The sequence below is a fragment of the Paraburkholderia sediminicola genome, from assembly GCF_046026855.1.
In the GTDB taxonomy this organism is placed as follows: domain Bacteria; phylum Pseudomonadota; class Gammaproteobacteria; order Burkholderiales; family Burkholderiaceae; genus Paraburkholderia; species Paraburkholderia sediminicola_A.
Genome location: NZ_JAQQET010000008.1, coordinates 85,937 through 101,730, shown reverse-complemented (window position 1 = coordinate 101,730; position 15,794 = coordinate 85,937). Strand labels below are relative to the sequence as shown.

The 15,794-nt window shown below is 63.5% G+C and carries 14 protein-coding genes; 11 read left to right on the top strand and 3 right to left on the bottom strand.

All coding sequences use genetic code 11. The features are described 5' to 3' along the window. Window positions 1-86: 86 nt before the first annotated feature. Window positions 87-554 (bottom strand): helix-turn-helix domain-containing protein, encoded by a 468-nt coding sequence (locus tag PQR40_RS11090; RefSeq protein ID WP_408239397.1) that lies wholly within the window; start codon window positions 552-554, stop codon window positions 87-89. Between the two features lie 349 nt (window positions 555-903). Here PQR40_RS11090 and mnmE point away from each other — a divergent pair, with 349 nt between their 5' ends. The 3 genes from mnmE to PQR40_RS11075 all read left to right on the top strand — a co-directional run bounded on the left by mnmE (window position 904) and on the right by PQR40_RS11075 (window position 4,132). Beyond that, window positions 904-2,298: a tRNA uridine-5-carboxymethylaminomethyl(34) synthesis GTPase MnmE gene (gene mnmE, locus PQR40_RS11085; RefSeq protein ID WP_408508985.1), complete on the top strand. Its 1,395-nt coding sequence runs from the start codon at window positions 904-906 to the stop codon at window positions 2,296-2,298. 175 nt (window positions 2,299-2,473) lie between these two features. After that, the gene (locus PQR40_RS11080) at window positions 2,474-3,685 is read left to right on the top strand and encodes a tyrosine-type recombinase/integrase (protein ID WP_408508984.1); all 1,212 of its coding nucleotides are present in this window, start codon (window positions 2,474-2,476) and stop codon (window positions 3,683-3,685) included. A 285-nt stretch (window positions 3,686-3,970) separates the two neighbouring features. Next, complete coding sequence (locus tag PQR40_RS11075) at window positions 3,971-4,132, top strand: hypothetical protein (RefSeq protein ID WP_325045301.1); 162 nt, start codon at window positions 3,971-3,973, stop codon at window positions 4,130-4,132. Between the two features lie 106 nt (window positions 4,133-4,238). On the opposite strand, the gene PQR40_RS11070 is transcribed toward PQR40_RS11075, so the two are convergent. Then, the gene (locus PQR40_RS11070) at window positions 4,239-4,565 is read right to left on the bottom strand and encodes an ecotin precursor (RefSeq protein WP_408239406.1); all 327 of its coding nucleotides are present in this window, start codon (window positions 4,563-4,565) and stop codon (window positions 4,239-4,241) included. 237 nt (window positions 4,566-4,802) lie between these two features. Here PQR40_RS11070 and PQR40_RS11065 point away from each other — a divergent pair, with 237 nt between their 5' ends. From PQR40_RS11065 to PQR40_RS11035, 7 genes are all read left to right on the top strand, one after another. Continuing rightward, the gene (locus PQR40_RS11065) at window positions 4,803-6,428 is read left to right on the top strand and encodes a methyl-accepting chemotaxis protein (RefSeq protein ID WP_408239408.1); all 1,626 of its coding nucleotides are present in this window, start codon (window positions 4,803-4,805) and stop codon (window positions 6,426-6,428) included. Between the two features lie 74 nt (window positions 6,429-6,502). Further along, window positions 6,503-6,967, top strand: coding sequence for a chemotaxis protein CheW (locus PQR40_RS11060; RefSeq protein WP_408239411.1), 465 nt, complete (start codon window positions 6,503-6,505; stop codon window positions 6,965-6,967). After that, window positions 6,964-8,382 (top strand): CheR family methyltransferase, encoded by a 1,419-nt coding sequence (locus PQR40_RS11055; RefSeq protein WP_408508983.1) that lies wholly within the window; start codon window positions 6,964-6,966, stop codon window positions 8,380-8,382. Before PQR40_RS11060 ends, PQR40_RS11055 begins: the two co-directional genes overlap by 4 nt. Further along, a complete protein-coding gene (locus PQR40_RS11050) occupies window positions 8,375-9,058 on the top strand; it encodes a chemotaxis protein CheW (RefSeq protein WP_408239417.1) in 684 nt (227 codons plus the stop codon). Before PQR40_RS11055 ends, PQR40_RS11050 begins: the two co-directional genes overlap by 8 nt. Further along, complete coding sequence (locus tag PQR40_RS11045; RefSeq protein ID WP_408508982.1) at window positions 9,055-11,520, top strand: hybrid sensor histidine kinase/response regulator; 2,466 nt, start codon at window positions 9,055-9,057, stop codon at window positions 11,518-11,520. Before PQR40_RS11050 ends, PQR40_RS11045 begins: the two co-directional genes overlap by 4 nt. 17 nt (window positions 11,521-11,537) lie before the next feature. Beyond that, entirely contained in the window at window positions 11,538-12,554 is a 1,017-nt protein-coding gene (gene cheB / locus PQR40_RS11040; RefSeq protein WP_408508981.1) for a chemotaxis response regulator protein-glutamate methylesterase, read from the top strand. Window positions 12,555-12,615: 61 nt separating this feature from the next. Beyond that, the gene (locus tag PQR40_RS11035) at window positions 12,616-13,725 is read left to right on the top strand and encodes a diguanylate cyclase (RefSeq protein WP_408337247.1); all 1,110 of its coding nucleotides are present in this window, start codon (window positions 12,616-12,618) and stop codon (window positions 13,723-13,725) included. A gap of 102 nt (window positions 13,726-13,827) precedes the next feature. Here the strand turns inward: PQR40_RS11035 and PQR40_RS11030 are convergent, their stop codons facing one another. Next, window positions 13,828-14,643: an SDR family NAD(P)-dependent oxidoreductase gene (locus tag PQR40_RS11030; RefSeq protein WP_408508980.1), complete on the bottom strand. Its 816-nt coding sequence runs from the start codon at window positions 14,641-14,643 to the stop codon at window positions 13,828-13,830. Window positions 14,644-14,818: 175 nt separating this feature from the next. On the opposite strand from PQR40_RS11030, the gene PQR40_RS11025 reads away from it, so the two are divergent. Next, window positions 14,819-15,754 carry a GlxA family transcriptional regulator gene (locus tag PQR40_RS11025; protein WP_408239432.1) on the top strand — a complete coding sequence of 312 codons (936 nt, stop codon included), beginning with the start codon at window positions 14,819-14,821 and terminating at the stop codon, window positions 15,752-15,754. Window positions 15,755-15,794 lie beyond the last annotated feature (40 nt).

Here is a 15,794-nt window from a genome sequence, read left to right as displayed (position 1 = left end):
ACGCCCGTTGACTGACAGGCAAAAGCAGAAGCTGGCCGTAAAAAAGCCGCCCGGTTTACACCGGGCGGCTTTTTTATGACTCGGCCTTATGACTCGGCCGACGAACTCTTAGGTTTCAATGTGTCTTCGGGCGCGGCGTCGGTCTCCGGTTGCGTGCCGCCGTCAAATTCAGTGATCAGTTCTTCCACCAGATTGCGCTGACGCGGCGATAAACCCGCGAACCGGTTAGCCATCTGCGTAACCAGCTCGACCGTTTCCGGCGTCAGCGGATATTTCTCGCCACGGGCGAGCGGCTTGGTCTTGCCCGAAGGCCCCGGCCCATATTGCAGCCAGTGAAGATCGACTTGCAGCCACTCGGCCAAAACCCGCAACTTATCGGGCTTCGGAATCGTCGTACCTGAAAGCCACTTATGCGCCGTTTGCGGTGAAACGGCGGGGCCACTGGCATAGAGGAAGTTGAATTTCTTGGATAAAGCTGTTCCACCCCTCAAATCTTTCGGGAGTGAGTCTTCCAGCCGTTTGGCGAAAGCGTGTTTTTCTTTGGAGGTCGGCATGGGCCCGATTGTGCAATCCGACGCATAATCAGTGGACAACCAGTTAGGTGATTTTATAGCTCAAATAAGCTATTTTTAGCCTGAAATGGCCACCAAATAACGCGTTTCGCGATTTTGTCGAATCCCGTCTTTTCCTTGTGTGACATACATTTCAGACATGCGGAACGTGTCGATCGGCCGCAAATAGGTTGCAAGCTATCTTAGCTTATTCAAGATAAATCCTAATTTGTCTGACAAAGCCCGCCTACACCCGAGAATCCAGTCGTGAGACGAGGGACTGCAAAGGCCCGCGTTACAATGCCCGGCGCCCACTCATGCGCATTCAATCCCTTCTGATAGCCTCGTCCCCATGCTTACCACCGATTCCGATCCGATCGTCGCCATTGCCACCGCTCCCGGCCGAGGCGGAATCGGGGTCGTGCGGATTTCGTGCGGCCGTGCCGGGGAAGCCGCCGCGCAGCCGCTGATGCAAGCGCTCACCGGCCAGGCACTCGCGCCGCGTCGTGCCAGTTACGTGCCCTTCCTCGACGACAGCGGCAATGCGCTCGACCGCGGCATCGCGCTGTATTTTCCCGCGCCGCACTCCTACACCGGCGAGCACGTGCTCGAGCTGCAAGGCCACGGCGGTCCGGTCGTGCTGCAACTGGTGCTGCAGCGTTGCATCGACGCCGGCCGTGCGTTTGGTCTACGTCTGGCCGAGCCAGGCGAATTCACGCGGCGCGCGTTTCTCAACGACAAGCTGGATCTGGCGCAAGCGGAAGCCGTTGCCGATCTGATCGAGGCCAGCACCGAAGCCGCCGCACGCTCAGCGGGACGCTCGCTCGACGGCGCGTTTTCGCGCGACATCCACGCGCTGGTCGAAGAGGTCATCACCCTGCGGATGCTGGTCGAAGCGACGCTCGATTTCCCGGAAGAAGAAATCGACTTTCTCGAAGCCGCCGACGCCCGTGGCAAGCTCACGCGAATCCGCGAGCGCCTCGCGCATGTGCTGAGCGAAGCGCGCCAGGGGGCGTTGCTGCGCGAGGGTTTGTCGGTGGTGCTGGCAGGACAGCCGAACGTCGGCAAATCGTCGCTGCTGAACGCGCTGGCCGGCGCGGAGTTGGCCATCGTCACGCCGATCGCCGGCACGACGCGCGATAAGGTCGCGCAGACCATCCAGATCGAAGGCATTCCGCTGCATGTGATCGACACGGCCGGCCTGCGCGATACCGAAGACGAGGTGGAAAAGATCGGCATTGCGCGCACGTGGAGCGAGATCGAACGCGCAGACGTCGTGCTGCATCTTCTCGATGCGCGAACCGGCATGAACGCCGAAGACGAAACGATCGCTGGCCGCTTCCCGAGCGGCGTGCCGGTGGTGCGCGTGCTGAACAAGACCGATCTGACCGGGCTCGCGCCGACCGTGACGCCGCTGGACGCGGATCTCGATCTCAGCGAAGTGCGGCTGTCGGCGAAACAGGGCGATGGCGTCGCGCTGCTGCGAGAAGAATTGCTGCGAATCGCCGGCTGGCAGGCGGGCGCGGAGAGCGTGTACCTCGCGCGCGAGCGGCATCTGATTGCGCTGCGTGCGGCCCAGGAGCATCTGGCGACGGCTGCGGCGCACGCCGATCAGAATTCCCAGGCACTCGATCTGTTCGCTGAGGAACTGCGGCTCGCGCAGGACCAGTTGAACTCGATTACCGGTGAATTTAGTTCGGACGATCTGCTCGGAGTGATTTTCAGCCGGTTTTGTATCGGCAAGTAAACCGAGTTAAAAATTTTCGCGCCAATATCTTATCTGACATGCCTGCACTGGCGATTCGAGATAACCTCTCCGACATGCACCGAATGCCATTTGTTGACCTAAATCTGCCTATTTCTTTGGTACACAGAGTACAGCTGGTTTAAAATCACCGCTGTCCGTGTATCAAAGACCCGCCATGCCAAAACTAGCCGCTCCCCTCACCGAAGCGCAGATCCGTGCGCTGGAACCCCGCGCCACCCGGTATTGTGTCGCAGACGGTAACGGCCTCGTCATCGAAATCATGACGACGGGCACCAAGGTCTGGCGCTTCCGCTATTCGCTGAACGGCAAGCGCCAACCGCTCGCCACAATCGGCGACTACCGGATGATTTCACTGCGGGTCGCGCGCGCCAAAGCGCAGAAGTACGCGGAGATGGTCGCGAGCGGCGTCTCGCCAGTGGCGACGGCGAGACGCGACCGCGGTGCAGAGAGCAAGGCCGAGGTGCTGCGTGAGGGCGCGGAACTCTATCTCGCGACGGAGATGGCCGGCAAGTCGGCGGAGTATCAGCGCACCACGCGGCGCGCGCTCGAAAAAGATGTGCTCCCCGCCATCGGCGCCAAACCGATCAAAGCCGTGACGGACGACGACATTCGCGCGATATGCGACCAGATCAAAAGCCGTGGCTCGCCAAAGATGGCGCTGCACACGCGCAACGCGGTCAAGCGGCTCTACGAGTACCTGATCGCCCGGCAACTCGCTACGACCAACCCGGCAGCGCTTATTCCGGCCCGCTTCATCGCGACGCCGGACAGCCGCACCCGCGTGCTCACTCCAGACGAAATGGGGGCCATGCTCCGGGCGATCTACGCATCGAACATTCGACGTCCGCTGAAATTGGCTTTGCACCTGCTTGTGCTAACGATGGTGCGGAAATCGGACATCGTCGAGGCGGCCTGGTCCGAATTTAACCTCACTGCAGCCCGCTGGACGATCCCCGCTGCGCGGATGAACAAGGGCCGCGAGCATGTGGTGTATCTCCCGGATCAGGCGGTCGCCCTGCTTCGCGAGCTTCAGGACACGAAGACCAGCCGGAATTTCGTCTTCCCGAGTGTCAGGGGCGACGATCGTCCGATCGCAAAGAGCACGCTCAATCAGGCCGTCAAATCGCTCGGACTCGATGTGGAGCATTTCGTCTTGCATGATTTTCGACGCACCGCCGCCACTCACTTGCGTGAGATGGGCCAGCCTTCGGAGGCGATTGAAAATGCGCTGGCGCATGCCGTCAAAGACACGCCGGGCGGAGACAACCACGCCGAGCATGTCGCACAACGGCGTCGCAGCTTGCAACTGTGGGCGGATTTTGTCGACGCCCAGATCGAGAGCGGCCGACAAGGTGTGATCGGCTAATTAAGGCAAATGCGACAAGTGCGACGTTGGTTGTCAGGGGCCGGTAAACCCACAGGCCAGCGGTGCGCTTGATGGTACACAACAAAATAAACATAAGCCGCAAACATCAGTCTTCAAAAAGAAATGCAATCTCTTCACAAGGTTCTCAATCCCACTGCGATCGGGCCCCGCCAGCCAATTCACGTCAATCCCGCCGCGCTGCCAGCCAACCCATCACAGCGCCCTTTCTTCTCGCCATTCATCGCCTAAACTAAAACATGGTTGCAAGCCGAGGCGGAGGCTCCGATGTCTGAATCGTTAATGGCTTATTTGTTGGGACCTTTGGTGATGCTGCTGGTCGGCGCGGTGATCTGGGCTGCGTCCCACCCTCGTCATAAGACAGGGCCGGAGCGCCTCGAGCGCTGGCTTGACACGCACTATGCGGAGTGGCTACATCACAAGCACTGAGGCACCAAGCAGAGTCACCCAACAAAAAAAGGCCGTCGCATCAATGCGACGGCCTTTTTCTCTGGTGCGCGCAAGCCTCAAAGCGGCGCGCGCCAGCGCATTCCGTTTACCAGCCCTGTTGCGGCTGCTGCGGATACCCATACTGTGCGGGCGGCGGCGCGCCGCACGCGACATACGCCCGCTGGTACTGGTCATAGCAGTATCCCGGCGGCGGCCCCGCATACACCGGCGCCTGCTGATAGACCGGCTGCGCATACACCGGCTGCTGGTAAGCGACCATAGGCGGAGGATTCAATGCGGACGTGACTACCGCGCCCAGCAAGGCACCGCCGATCAGCGCACCGACCACATCGCCGCCATTGCCGTGAGCTGACGCTTGACCCGCCGCACTCAGGCTCCCGACCATCAACAACGCCATCGCAATCTTTTTCATGTTTGACTCCCGCCGTTCAGGCATGGGACAGATTGTGTGGGTTGCGTGCAGAAATAGATGCTGCAGTTGGTAACCGGGCATTACGGGTGTAACGTCGCGCGAACGGTCCTGTAAAATCCGCCGCGTGACCCGTCGGACAAATCCGACGACCCGCAAAAGCTTTCCTATCCTTCGACCCGAGACCCACAAGTCGACATCGGGCGTCAGGACCAAGCCAAAAAGTTAAGGGGCGTGCGCGTGAAACAATGGACCATCCGGCAACGGATTCTGTGCAGCTTCGGGATCGTGCTGATCGTGATGCTGGCAATGGCAATCGTCACTTTCGAGCAACTCGGCGGCATCGACCACGACGCAAAGAGCCAACAGCAGGACTCGATGCCCGGCCTCTACTACGCCACCGCAATGCGTGCGGCCTGGTTCGAGAACTACACCGTCACGCAGCGCCTCATCTATGTCGACGCGGACCCGGATTCCGTAAAGCGCGACTCCTCCCGCTTGCAAGAGACTCAGCAGACGCTCGAGAAGCTCCTTAACGACTACGGCGCGACCATCTTCCGCCAGGAAGACCGTGAACTCTTCAACAATTTCCGGCAACAACACACGCAATACCTGCCTATCCAGGCGTCGCTGCTGACCGCCCTGGCGAGCTCGAAAGAGAACGCCGCGCAGATCTTCAACACGCAGCTCACACCGGTCTGGGAAACCGGCCGGCTGTCCGTGCGCAAGCTGGTGGACGACAACAAGACCTACGCCGACCAGTCCGCCGAAAGCATCCGCAGCTCGGTCGAGACGACCCGTATCGTGCTGCTCGTGATGCTGCTGATCGCCGCCGTCGCCGCCGTTCTGGCTGGTTACTGGCTGCTGCGCGCGGTCACCACGCCGATGGCGAAGGTGTTACAAGTCGTCGACGTCATGCGCACGGGCGATCTCACGCAGCGTCTGCAACTGAACCGCGCGGATGAAATCGGCGCCCTCGAAGCCGGCTTTAACCGCATGACCGACGAGCTCACCGCACTGGTCGGCCAGGCGCAGAAGTCGGCGGTCCAGGTCACCACGTCGGTGACGGAAATCGCCGCGACCTCGCGTGAACAGCAAGCCACCGCGAACGAAACCGCGGCGACTACCACCGAGATCGGCGCCACGTCGCGCGAAATCTTCGCAACCTCGCGCGATCTGCTGCGCACGATGAACGAAGTCTCCGAAGTAGCCGGCCAGTCGGCGGCGCTCGCGGGCACCGGCCACGCCGGTCTCGCGCGCATGGAGGACACCATGCGCCTCGTGATGGAGGCAGCCGGCTCGGTCAACGCGAAGCTGGCGATCCTCAACGAAAAGGCCAGCAACATCAACCAGGTCGTCGCCACCATTACCAAGGTCGCGGATCAGACCAACCTGCTCTCGCTGAACGCGGCGATCGAAGCAGAAAAGGCCGGCGAATACGGCCGCGGCTTCGCCGTCGTGGCGACCGAGATTCGCCGCCTCGCGGATCAAACCGCCGTGGCGACCTACGACATCGAGCAGATGGTCAAAGAGATCCAGTCGGCGGTGGCAGCGGGCGTGATGGGCATGGACAAGTTTTCCGAAGAAGTCCGGCGCGGCATGCTCGACGTGCAGAACGTGGGCGGCCATCTCACGCAGATCATCCAGCAGGTGCAGGCGCTCGCGCCGCGCTTCTCGATGGTCAACGAAGGCATGCAGACACAGGCCACCGGCGCGGAGCAGATTACCCAGGCACTGACGCAGCTCTCGGAGGCCGCGCAGCAGACGGCGGAATCGCTGCGTCAGTCGACCCAGGCTATCGACGATCTGACGCACGTCGCCAATAGTCTGCGTACCGGCGTATCGCGCTTCAAGGTGGTGGCCTGACGCGCCGCGGCGGGCTCATTCAGGCACACACCTCGACGCAAACACCGTACGTCACTCCACTCCAGCCCACGCCGATGCTCTTCATCCTCTTCACGCTCGATAGCGAACGCTACGTGATCGACGCGACGCAGGTGGAGCGTCTGATGCCGCTCACACCGCAGTCGCCGCCGAAAACGATTCCCGGTGCGCCGTCGTGGGTCGCGGGCGTGCTCGATCACGAAGGCGTGCCGCTGCCGGTGATCGATCTGCCGGCGCTCGCGCTCGGCCGCCCTGCCGCGCAGTTGATGTCGACGCGTGTCGTGCTGGTGCGCTATCCGCATGCGGGCACGGTGCGCCTGCTCGCGCTCCTGCTCGAAGGCGCAACGCGCACCATTCGCCTGAACGCCGATGCGTTTCAGGATGCCGGCATCGACATCCCACACGCACGCTATCTAGGCCCGGTCGCGAGCGAGGCAGGCGGTCTGGTGCAATGGATTCGCGTCGAGCATCTGCTGCCCGACAACGTCAAAGCCCTGCTGTTCCCCGAGGCGCACGCATGAACGCGCATCGCGACAATGCCCCGCTTTATCGACGCTTCGTCGATCTGCTGCATCGAACCATCGGGCTCGATGCAGCGTCGCTCGGTCATGGCGCGATCGAGCGCGCGGTTGATCAGCGAGCCACCGCCTGGTGCGCGGAGGGTCACGCCGACGCCACGCTCGCCGACTACTGGGATGCCGCGCAGGCGTCGCCTTCGATCGTGCAGGCGCTGGTCGAAACGGTGGTGGTGCCGGAGACCTGGTTCTACCGCGATGCCGACGCGTTCCGTGCGCTCGCGCGTCTCGCGCACGAACGCCTTGACGAGCGCGGCACTGCGCTGCCGCTGCGGATTCTGAGCCTGCCCTGCTCGACCGGCGAAGAGCCCTACACGATCGCGATGACGCTGCTCGATGCCGGCATCGACGCCGCGCACATGCGTATCGACGCAATGGATATCAGCGAACGCTCGCTGGCCGTCGCACAGCGCGCCGTGTACAGCCGCAACTCGTTTCGCGGCAACGCGTTCCCGTTTCGCGACGTGCACTTCACGCGCACCGAAGACGGCTGGCGTCTCGCGCCACGCATCGCCGACGCGGTCCGTTTCTCGCGCGCCAACCTGATGCAACTCGATGCCACGACGCTCGGCGTCTACGACTTCGTGTTCTGCCGCAACGTGCTGATTTACTTCGACCGCGAAACACAGGAAACGGCCTTGCGTACGCTCAACAGCCTGCTGGCCGAAAACGGCACGCTGTTCGTGGGTCCTGCGGAAACCGGGCTGTTGATGCGTCATGGCATGCAGTCGGCGAAAATTCCTTTGGCGTTCGCGTTCCGCCGCGCCACGCCCGGTGAAGTGCAGTTCAATGGCTGGCATACCGCGCCGCTCGCCACCGCTGCGGCACTCGCGATGACGCATTCGCCTGTGCCCGCTCTTGCACCGCTGCAGGTGTTCTCGGCCGAGCCTTTCGCGTGGCCCGATCCAGTTGCGCGCAGCTCATTGAACGATATCTCAACACTGACGCCGTTGAACGGTATTTCGCAGCACACGCCGACGCCGTTCAAAGCCGCCGCGCAGTCGCACGAGTTCATGTCACCGCAGATCATCGCGCCGACCAACGCCGCACGCGACACGCTGCAAGCCGCGCACGCGTTGGCCGACGCAGGCCGTTTGACGGAAGCGGCAAACGCGATCAACGCTTATCTGGAACAGCACGCACCGCACGCCGACGCGTTCTATCTGCTCGGTGTGCTGGCCGACGCCAGCGGCGATACGAACCTCGCACGCGGCCAGTATCGCAAGGCGCTCTACCTCGACCCGCAACACGCCGAAGCGCTCGCGCATCTGGCGACGCTGCTCGAACTCGAAGGCGACCGCAATGGCGCGCGTCTGTTGATGGAACGCGCGTCGCGCGCACAGGGAGCGCAACGTGGTTGAGGATCGCACGGTGAGCTTCGACGATTGCTGGAACCGCATCGGCGTGCGCGGAGATTCGTCGTGCGAGCGGCTGGTCGAATACGTGCGCTGCCTGAATTGCCCCGTGTTCGAAGCGGCTGCGGCCAGATTGCTGGAACGTCCGATCCCGCTCGTGGATCTCTCGCTGCATGACGCCCGCACGCCGGCGCAACAGCAACGACACGATCCGCAAGGTGCGAGTGAGTCATTCCTCATCTTCCGCATCGGCGGCGAATGGCTCGCGTTGCCCACGCCGATCTTCAAGCGCATCGTGCAGACGCGGCCAATTCATACGTTGCCGCACCGGCAACATCGCGCGGTGCTGGGTGTGGTGAATGTGCAGGGCGACTTGCTGGTGTGTCTGTCGCTCGCGCATCTGCTGGGTTTCGAGGCCGACACCACTGCGGCCGACGACAAAGCGCGTCACGATCTGCCGCGTTTGCTGGTGGTTTCGCGCGCGGAAGAGCACGCGGTGTTGCCCGTCGATCAGGTCGACGGCGTGCATCGGATCGCAGTCTCCACTTTTTGCCCGCCGCCCGCGACACTGTCGCACGCGGCCGCCGCGCACACGCGCGCCGTGGCCCCATGGCGCGGCATGACGGTCGGCCTGCTCGACGCCGAGGCATTGTTCGATACCTTGAACCGGAGTCTCGGATGACGGACGACCCGCGCCGCCCGTCGCTGATCGATCTCTTCCGCGAAGAAGCGCGGACCCAGGCACGCGTGCTCAACGACGGCCTGCTCGCCCTCGACCGCGCACCGCGCGATGCCGCCGCGCTCGAGGCCTGCATGCGTGCGGCTCATTCGCTGAAGGGCGCGGCGCGTATCGTCGGCGTGCAGGTCGGTGTCGAACTCGCGCACGCGATGGAAGATTGCTTCGTCGCGGCGCAGGAAGGGCGCGCGTTGCTCGACACTGCCTGGATCGATGAATTGCTGCGCGGTGTCGATATCGTTGCGCGCATCGGCAATGATGAAGACGAGTCGGCGCGTGACGCCGTCAGCGCGTGCGTGGCATCGTTGCAAGCGCGTATGGCGGGTGTCGTGCCGCATGGAGCGGCAATGCGGAGAGATGCTGTGCCGCCGGCTGCGTCTATTCCTGCTCACGTCGGCGTCTCTGCATCTGCACCCGGCGTAGCCACCGAACCGCAAACCGCATCGGCCGGCGCTGATCATGAGGCAGAAGCCGCATTCAATCTGCTAGCCAGCGCCTTGCGCGCCGAAGCGATGCCTGCCCCAGCCGCACCGGCCGGCACGACGGAAATCGGGTCCGCGTCAGCCTCTGCAATCCTGTCCGCTCCTGCAGGCGTCTCAGCGTCTGCCACCGCCGCAACCGCGCCCGCCTCGAACGAGGCAAGCGTCCCCTCAACAGACCCCGGCCGCATGCTGCGCGTACGCGCCGACAACCTCGACCGGCTACTCTCCTTATCCGGCGAATCGCTGGTCGAATCGCGCTGGCTCAAACCCTTCGCGCAATCGATGCTGCGCGTCAAACGCGTCCAACGCGACGGCTCGCGCGCGCTGGATCAGTTGCACGAAACGCTCGCCGACCTGAAGCTCGACCCACGTGCGCACGCCGCGCTCGAAGAATTGCGGCGTCTCACAGCGGAATCGCAACATCTGCTCGCCGAGCGTCTGGCTGATCTGGAAAGCTTCGACCGCCGCTCGACGCATCTGTCGCAGCAACTTTACGACGCCGCGCTGCAATGCCGGATGCGCCCCTTCGGCGACGGCACCAGTGGTCTCGCTCGCATGGTGCGTGACGTCGCGCGTTCGCTCGGCAAGAAGGTCCGCTGGCAACTGGTCGGCGAATCGACTCAGGTCGACCGCGACATTCTCGATCTGCTCGAAGCGCCGCTCGGCCACATGCTGCGCAACGCGATCGACCACGGCATCGAAGCGCCCGCGGTCCGTCTCGCGCACGGTAAGTCGGAAGAAGGCACGCTCACGCTCGACGCGCGCCACACTGCCGGCGCGCTGCTCATCACCGTTACCGACGACGGCGCGGGCATCGACCTCGACGCATTGCGTACCTCGATCGTCCGCAAAAAACTGGCGAGCGCCGAAACGGCTGCGCGCCTGTCCGAGACCGAGTTGCTCGAATTCCTCTTCCTGCCCGGCTTCTCGCTGCGCGATCAGGTCACCGAGGTCTCGGGCCGCGGCGTCGGACTCGACGCAGTGCACGACGTCGTCAAGCGCGTGCGTGGCACGGTGCGCATCACGCACGAACCCGGCCTCGGTACGCGTGTGCAGCTGCAGTTGCCGCTCACGCTCTCGGTGATTCGCAGCCTGCTCGTCGAAGTCGCGGGCGAGCCGTATGCGGTGCCGCTCGCGCATGTGAACCGCACGCTGCACGTCCGCCGCGCGGATATCGAATTGCTCGAAGGCCATCAGCACATTGCCTTCGACGGCCGCCGCATCGGCGTCGTCACCGCGCATCAGATTCTCGACACCGCGCCACCTGCCAACGAAGCCGATACCGTCAGCATGATCGTGATCGGCGACGGCGAAGAAACCTATGGCGTGGTGGTCGATCGCTTTCTCGGCGAGCGGATGCTGGTCGTGCAGCCGCTGGATCCGCGCCTCGGCAAAATCAGGAACATCACCGCCGGCGCGTTGATGGAAAACGGCGACCCGGTGCTGATCGCGGATGTCGACGACTGGCTGCGCTCGGTCGAACGGCTCGTGGCGGGCGGCGATCTGCAACACACGCAGCACAGCGCTGCCCTCGCCGCCCGGCGCGTCACACGGCGCGTGCTGGTGGTCGACGACTCGCTCACCGTGCGTGAACTCGAACGCAAGCTGCTGGCTACGCGCGGCTACGACGTGACCATTGCCGTCGACGGCATGGACGGCTGGAATGCGGTGCGCGGCGAGCGCTTCGACCTCGTGATCACCGACATCGATATGCCGCGCATGGACGGCATCGAACTCGTCACGCTCATCAAGCGCGATCCACAACTGCAGGCGCTGCCGGTGATGATCGTCTCGTACAAGGATCGCGAAGAGGACCGCCGCGCCGGCCTGAATGCGGGCGCGGATTACTATCTGGCAAAAGGCAGTTTCCATGACGAAGCATTGCTCGACGCAGTGCGTGATCTGATCGGCGAAGCTTACGGTTAAACCCACGGGTAAAACGGATGAAAATCGGAATCGTCAATGACCTGCCCCTCGCCGTCGAGGCGCTGCGCCGCGCGCTAGCGGCGCGCCACGACTACGAATTGCTGTGGGTTGCGCAGGACGGCCAGCAGGCGGTCGATTTCTGCACCGCGCAGCGGCCCGACATCGTGCTGATGGACCTCGTCATGCCGAACGTCGACGGCATCGAAGCCACGCGTCGAATCATGGCAAAGGCGCCGTGCGCGATCCTGATCGTGACCGTCGACGTAGGCGCGAATGCGTGGCGCGTCTACGAAGCGATGGGCGCGGGTGCGCTCGATGCGGTGGATACACCCTCGCTGAGCGGTCCGGACGCGCACAAGAGCATCGCCACCCTGATCGCGAAGATCGACCGCATCGCCGCGCTCGTCACGGAACGCAATGCACCTGGCGCAGCGGCTGCGGCAGCGCCCATCAGCGCGACCAATCGCGACACGCCGCTGATTGCGATCGGCGCCTCGGCGGGCGGCCCGGCGGCACTCGCCACCCTGCTCGCCGGTTTGCCGAAGGATTTCCCTGCGGCAATTGTCATCGTCCAGCACGTGGACGCGGCATTCGCCGCCGGCATGGCCGACTGGCTGAACCAGCAGTCGGCGCTGCCGGTGCGGATCGCCCGCGAAGGCGACCGGCCGCAAGCGGGCGTCGCACTGCTCGCCGCTACCGACGACCATCTGCATCTGAAGCTGCCTAACGTGCTCGGTTACACAAAAGTGCCGGAAGAAACGCCCTATCGGCCTTCCGTCGACGTGTTTTTTCACAGTGTCGTGTCACGCTGGCCGGCGCGGGCAATCGGCGTGCTGCTGACCGGCATGGGCCGCGATGGCGCAATCGGACTCAAGGCGATGCACACCAAGGGCTATCACACGATCGCGCAGGACGAGGCGACCAGCGCCGTCTACGGCATGCCGAAAGCGGCCGCCGCGCTCGACGCCGCCGCCGCGATCCTGCCGCTGCCCCGGATTGCCACTGCGCTCGCCGCCGCCGTTTGCGCGAGGTAGGCGCACACTAGCCGCACATTAGCCCGCTACGACTCATTGACATTCATTCTGGCTGACCAACATGGACACTTCCAAACCGCATCAGAACGCCACTGCGCCGAACCTTGCAGAACACGACGCGAACGCGCAGACGTACGCGGAGGACGCGCCCAACAGCGCTATCGACGACGCATTGGCGCGCATCCTCAGCAGTCCACCCGCGGCCGAGTGCCCAATCATGGTGTTGCTGGTCGACGATCAGGCGATCATCGCCGAGGCGGTCCGCCAGGCGCTGGCCGATGAAGCGAGCGTCGACTTTCACTACTGTGCGTCGCCCGAAGAGGCGGTGCGCTGCGCCGACGAAACCCGCGCAACGGTGATCCTGCAAGACCTCGTGATGCCCGGCACCGACGGCCTGACCCTCGTGCGGCAATACCGGCAGAATCCGTCGACGCGCGATATTCCGATCATCGTGCTGTCGACCAAGGAAGAGCCGTTAGTGAAGAGCGCGGCCTTCGCTGCGGGCGCTAACGACTACCTGGTGAAGCTGCCGGACCGCATCGAGTTGATCGCGCGGATTCGCTATCACTCGCGCTCGTACCTGAACCTGTTGCAGCGCGACGAGGCCTACCAGGCGTTGCGTCAATCGCAGCAGCAGTTGCTCGCGACCAATCTGGAATTGCAGCGGCTCACGCATTCGGATGGGTTGACGGGTTTGTCGAATCGCCGTTACCTCGATCAGTACCTGGCCGCTGAATGGCGTCGCGGCACGCGCGACAAAACCGGCCTCGGCTTTCTGATGATCGATGTGGACAACTTCAAGGCCTACAACGACACATATGGGCACGTTGCCGGCGACGAAGTGCTTAAACGCGTCGCCCACACCATCGAGTCGTGTCTCGGACGCTCACCCGATCTCGCGGCACGATTTGGCGGTGAAGAGTTTGCAGTGGTGTTGCCGGGGGCGTCTTCGGGTGGATTGCGCTTGCTCGCGGAAAAGATCCGCATTGCAATCGAAGGGCTCGGCATTCCGCATGCAGGTTCGGCAAGCGGCGTCGTGACGATCAGCATCGGCGCAGCGATGATCGTGCCGTCCGCAACCGAACCGGTGACGACCTTGATCGAAGCCGCCGATGTCGGACTGTATCGGGCGAAGCGGGATGGGAAAAATCAGGTGGCGGTGAGCGGCTGATCCGCATTGCCGCAAGGCCACACCCGGCCACGCCCATACGCGCTTCGCCACAATTTTCGACCGGTTGGCGGCGCGAGGCGCACACCACACAGCCTCAGGCGCTCACGAAGCCGCCGCTGGTCCGCGCGTATAACGCGCGGCCGGCGCCTTGTGCGACAGGTTCGGCTGCAGCTGCTGACGAGCGGTGTTGAATCGCTCCCAATCGGCCGCATCTGGCAGCGACGGGATTGTCACCAGTTCGCCTTGGTCAAGACCGGCGAGCGCGGCATCCACCATGTCCTCGGCGGTCATCACGATCTGCGTCGGCAGATGTTCGACCGCGAAACCGGCGCGGTCCCAGAACGCGGTGCTGGTGGCGCCCGGCAGCACGGCCTGCAACTGCACGCCCTTGCCGCCCACTTCATGATGCAGCGACTGCGTCAGATTCAGCACGTAGGCCTTGGTGCCGCTGTAAGTGCCGTTAAGCGTCTCCGGCGACAGCGCAACGATTGACGAGATATTGATCACGATACCGTTGCCGCGCGCCACAAAACCCGGAACGGCCGCTGCCGTCAGGCGTGTCAGCGCCGTCACGTTCAGGTCGATCATGCTTTCGAGCTGGTCCACGTCCGAGTCGATCAGCGAAGCCGTTGCGCCGACGCCCGCGTTGTTGACCAGCATCGTGATGCTGCGGTCGGTCCGCAGACGCTCTTCGATGCGGCGTGTGTCGGCTTTGTCGGTGAGATCGGCGGCGACGATATCGACATGGCGGCCGGTTTCGCTGGCCAGGCGCTCGGCCACGCCGGTCAGGCGTTTAACGTCCCGCGCCACCAGAATCAGATCGTAGCCGCGTCGCGCGAGGCGGTCTGCATAAACGGCGCCGATGCCTGACGATGCGCCCGTGATCAAGGCCGTGCCCTTGTTTGCTTGCGTCGCCATGGTGAATCTCCTTGCGGGCTTTGCGCGTCACGCCTGAGCCCTGATCGGTGAATGGGGAAACCTGAAACCTCCGCCGCTGTGCCTTTTTTGTGGGCATCGCGGTGTTGACGAGGCAAGTCTAGGCGCGTAGCCTTTTGTCTCAAATGTCGTATTTACCTCGTTTTGAGACATCGCAATGAAACGTATCGGCGTGGTGGTTTTCCCCGGCTTCCAGATCCTCGATATGGTCGCGATCTCCGTGTTCGAGCTCGCAAACCTCGAGGCCGGGCAGCCGGAGTACGCGGTGGAAGTCATCTCCGAACTGGGCGGGATGGTGCGCAGCTCGTCGGGCGTCGAGATCGCAACGCAAGCGTTCGGCGATCCGGCGTATGACACGGTGGTCGTAACGGGCGCGATGCAGATCGAGCCGTCATCGGCGGCGTTGCTGGGGTTTTTGAACGACGCGCTCGGCGCCTCGCGCCGCACCACCAGCATTTGCACTGGCGCTTTCGTGCTGGCCGAAGCAGGCATCCTAGACGGCAGGCATGCCACGACCCACTGGCACCATGCCCGCGAATTGCAGCGGCGCTTTCCCGATACGCGCATCGACGAAGACCGCATCTTTATCGTCGACGGCACCGTGTGGACCTCGGCCGGCATGACGGCGTGTATCGATCTGTGTCTGGCGCTGATCGAAAGCGATCTCGGCGTCGAGGTCTCGCGCGCTATTGCCAAGAAACTTGTCGTCTATCACCGGCGCACTGGCGGCCAGTCGCAGTTCTCGGCCATGCTCGACCTGGAACCGAAGTCCGACCGCATTCAGGACGCGCTGTCATACGCCAGGAACCATCTGCACGAGCCGTTGACGGTCGAACAACTCGCCGATGTCGCACATCTGAGTCCGCGCCAGTTCAGCCGCGCCTTTCGCGACGAAACGCGCCAATCGCCGGCCAAGGCCATCGAGGCGCTGCGCGTGGAAGCCGCGCGCACCATGCTCGAAGCGGGCCGTCACTCAATGGAAGCGGTCGCCGCTGACACCGGTTTCATCGATACCGAACGGATGCGGCGCGCCTTTCTGCGCGCGTTTGGCCAGCCACCGCAAGCGATCAAACGCGCAGCGCGCGCGTTGTAACACATGTGGTGGACAATATCGCCGACAGCAACTCCACCGT

What these genes read in the sequence shown, in the direction of transcription:
- PQR40_RS11060 (WP_408239411.1), top strand. Translation starts at nt 6,503, where the DNA reads ATGCTCTTCATCCTCTTCACGCTCGATAGCGAACGCTACGTGATCGAC.
- PQR40_RS11080 (WP_408508984.1), top strand. Translation starts at nt 2,474, where the DNA reads ATGCCAAAACTAGCCGCTCCCCTCACCGAAGCGCAGATCCGTGCGCTG.
- PQR40_RS11090 (WP_408239397.1), bottom strand. Translation starts at nt 554, where the DNA reads ATGCCGACCTCCAAAGAAAAACACGCTTTCGCCAAACGGCTGGAAGAC.
- PQR40_RS11035 (WP_408337247.1), top strand. Translation starts at nt 12,616, where the DNA reads ATGGACACTTCCAAACCGCATCAGAACGCCACTGCGCCGAACCTTGCA.
- PQR40_RS11025 (WP_408239432.1), top strand. Translation starts at nt 14,819, where the DNA reads ATGAAACGTATCGGCGTGGTGGTTTTCCCCGGCTTCCAGATCCTCGAT.
- PQR40_RS11070 (WP_408239406.1), bottom strand. Translation starts at nt 4,565, where the DNA reads ATGAAAAAGATTGCGATGGCGTTGTTGATGGTCGGGAGCCTGAGTGCG.
- PQR40_RS11045 (WP_408508982.1), top strand. Translation starts at nt 9,055, where the DNA reads ATGACGGACGACCCGCGCCGCCCGTCGCTGATCGATCTCTTCCGCGAA.
- PQR40_RS11075 (WP_325045301.1), top strand. Translation starts at nt 3,971, where the DNA reads ATGTCTGAATCGTTAATGGCTTATTTGTTGGGACCTTTGGTGATGCTG.
- PQR40_RS11030 (WP_408508980.1), bottom strand. Translation starts at nt 14,643, where the DNA reads ATGGCGACGCAAGCAAACAAGGGCACGGCCTTGATCACGGGCGCATCG.
- cheB (WP_408508981.1), top strand. Translation starts at nt 11,538, where the DNA reads ATGAAAATCGGAATCGTCAATGACCTGCCCCTCGCCGTCGAGGCGCTG.
- mnmE (WP_408508985.1), top strand. Translation starts at nt 904, where the DNA reads ATGCTTACCACCGATTCCGATCCGATCGTCGCCATTGCCACCGCTCCC.
- PQR40_RS11055 (WP_408508983.1), top strand. Translation starts at nt 6,964, where the DNA reads ATGAACGCGCATCGCGACAATGCCCCGCTTTATCGACGCTTCGTCGAT.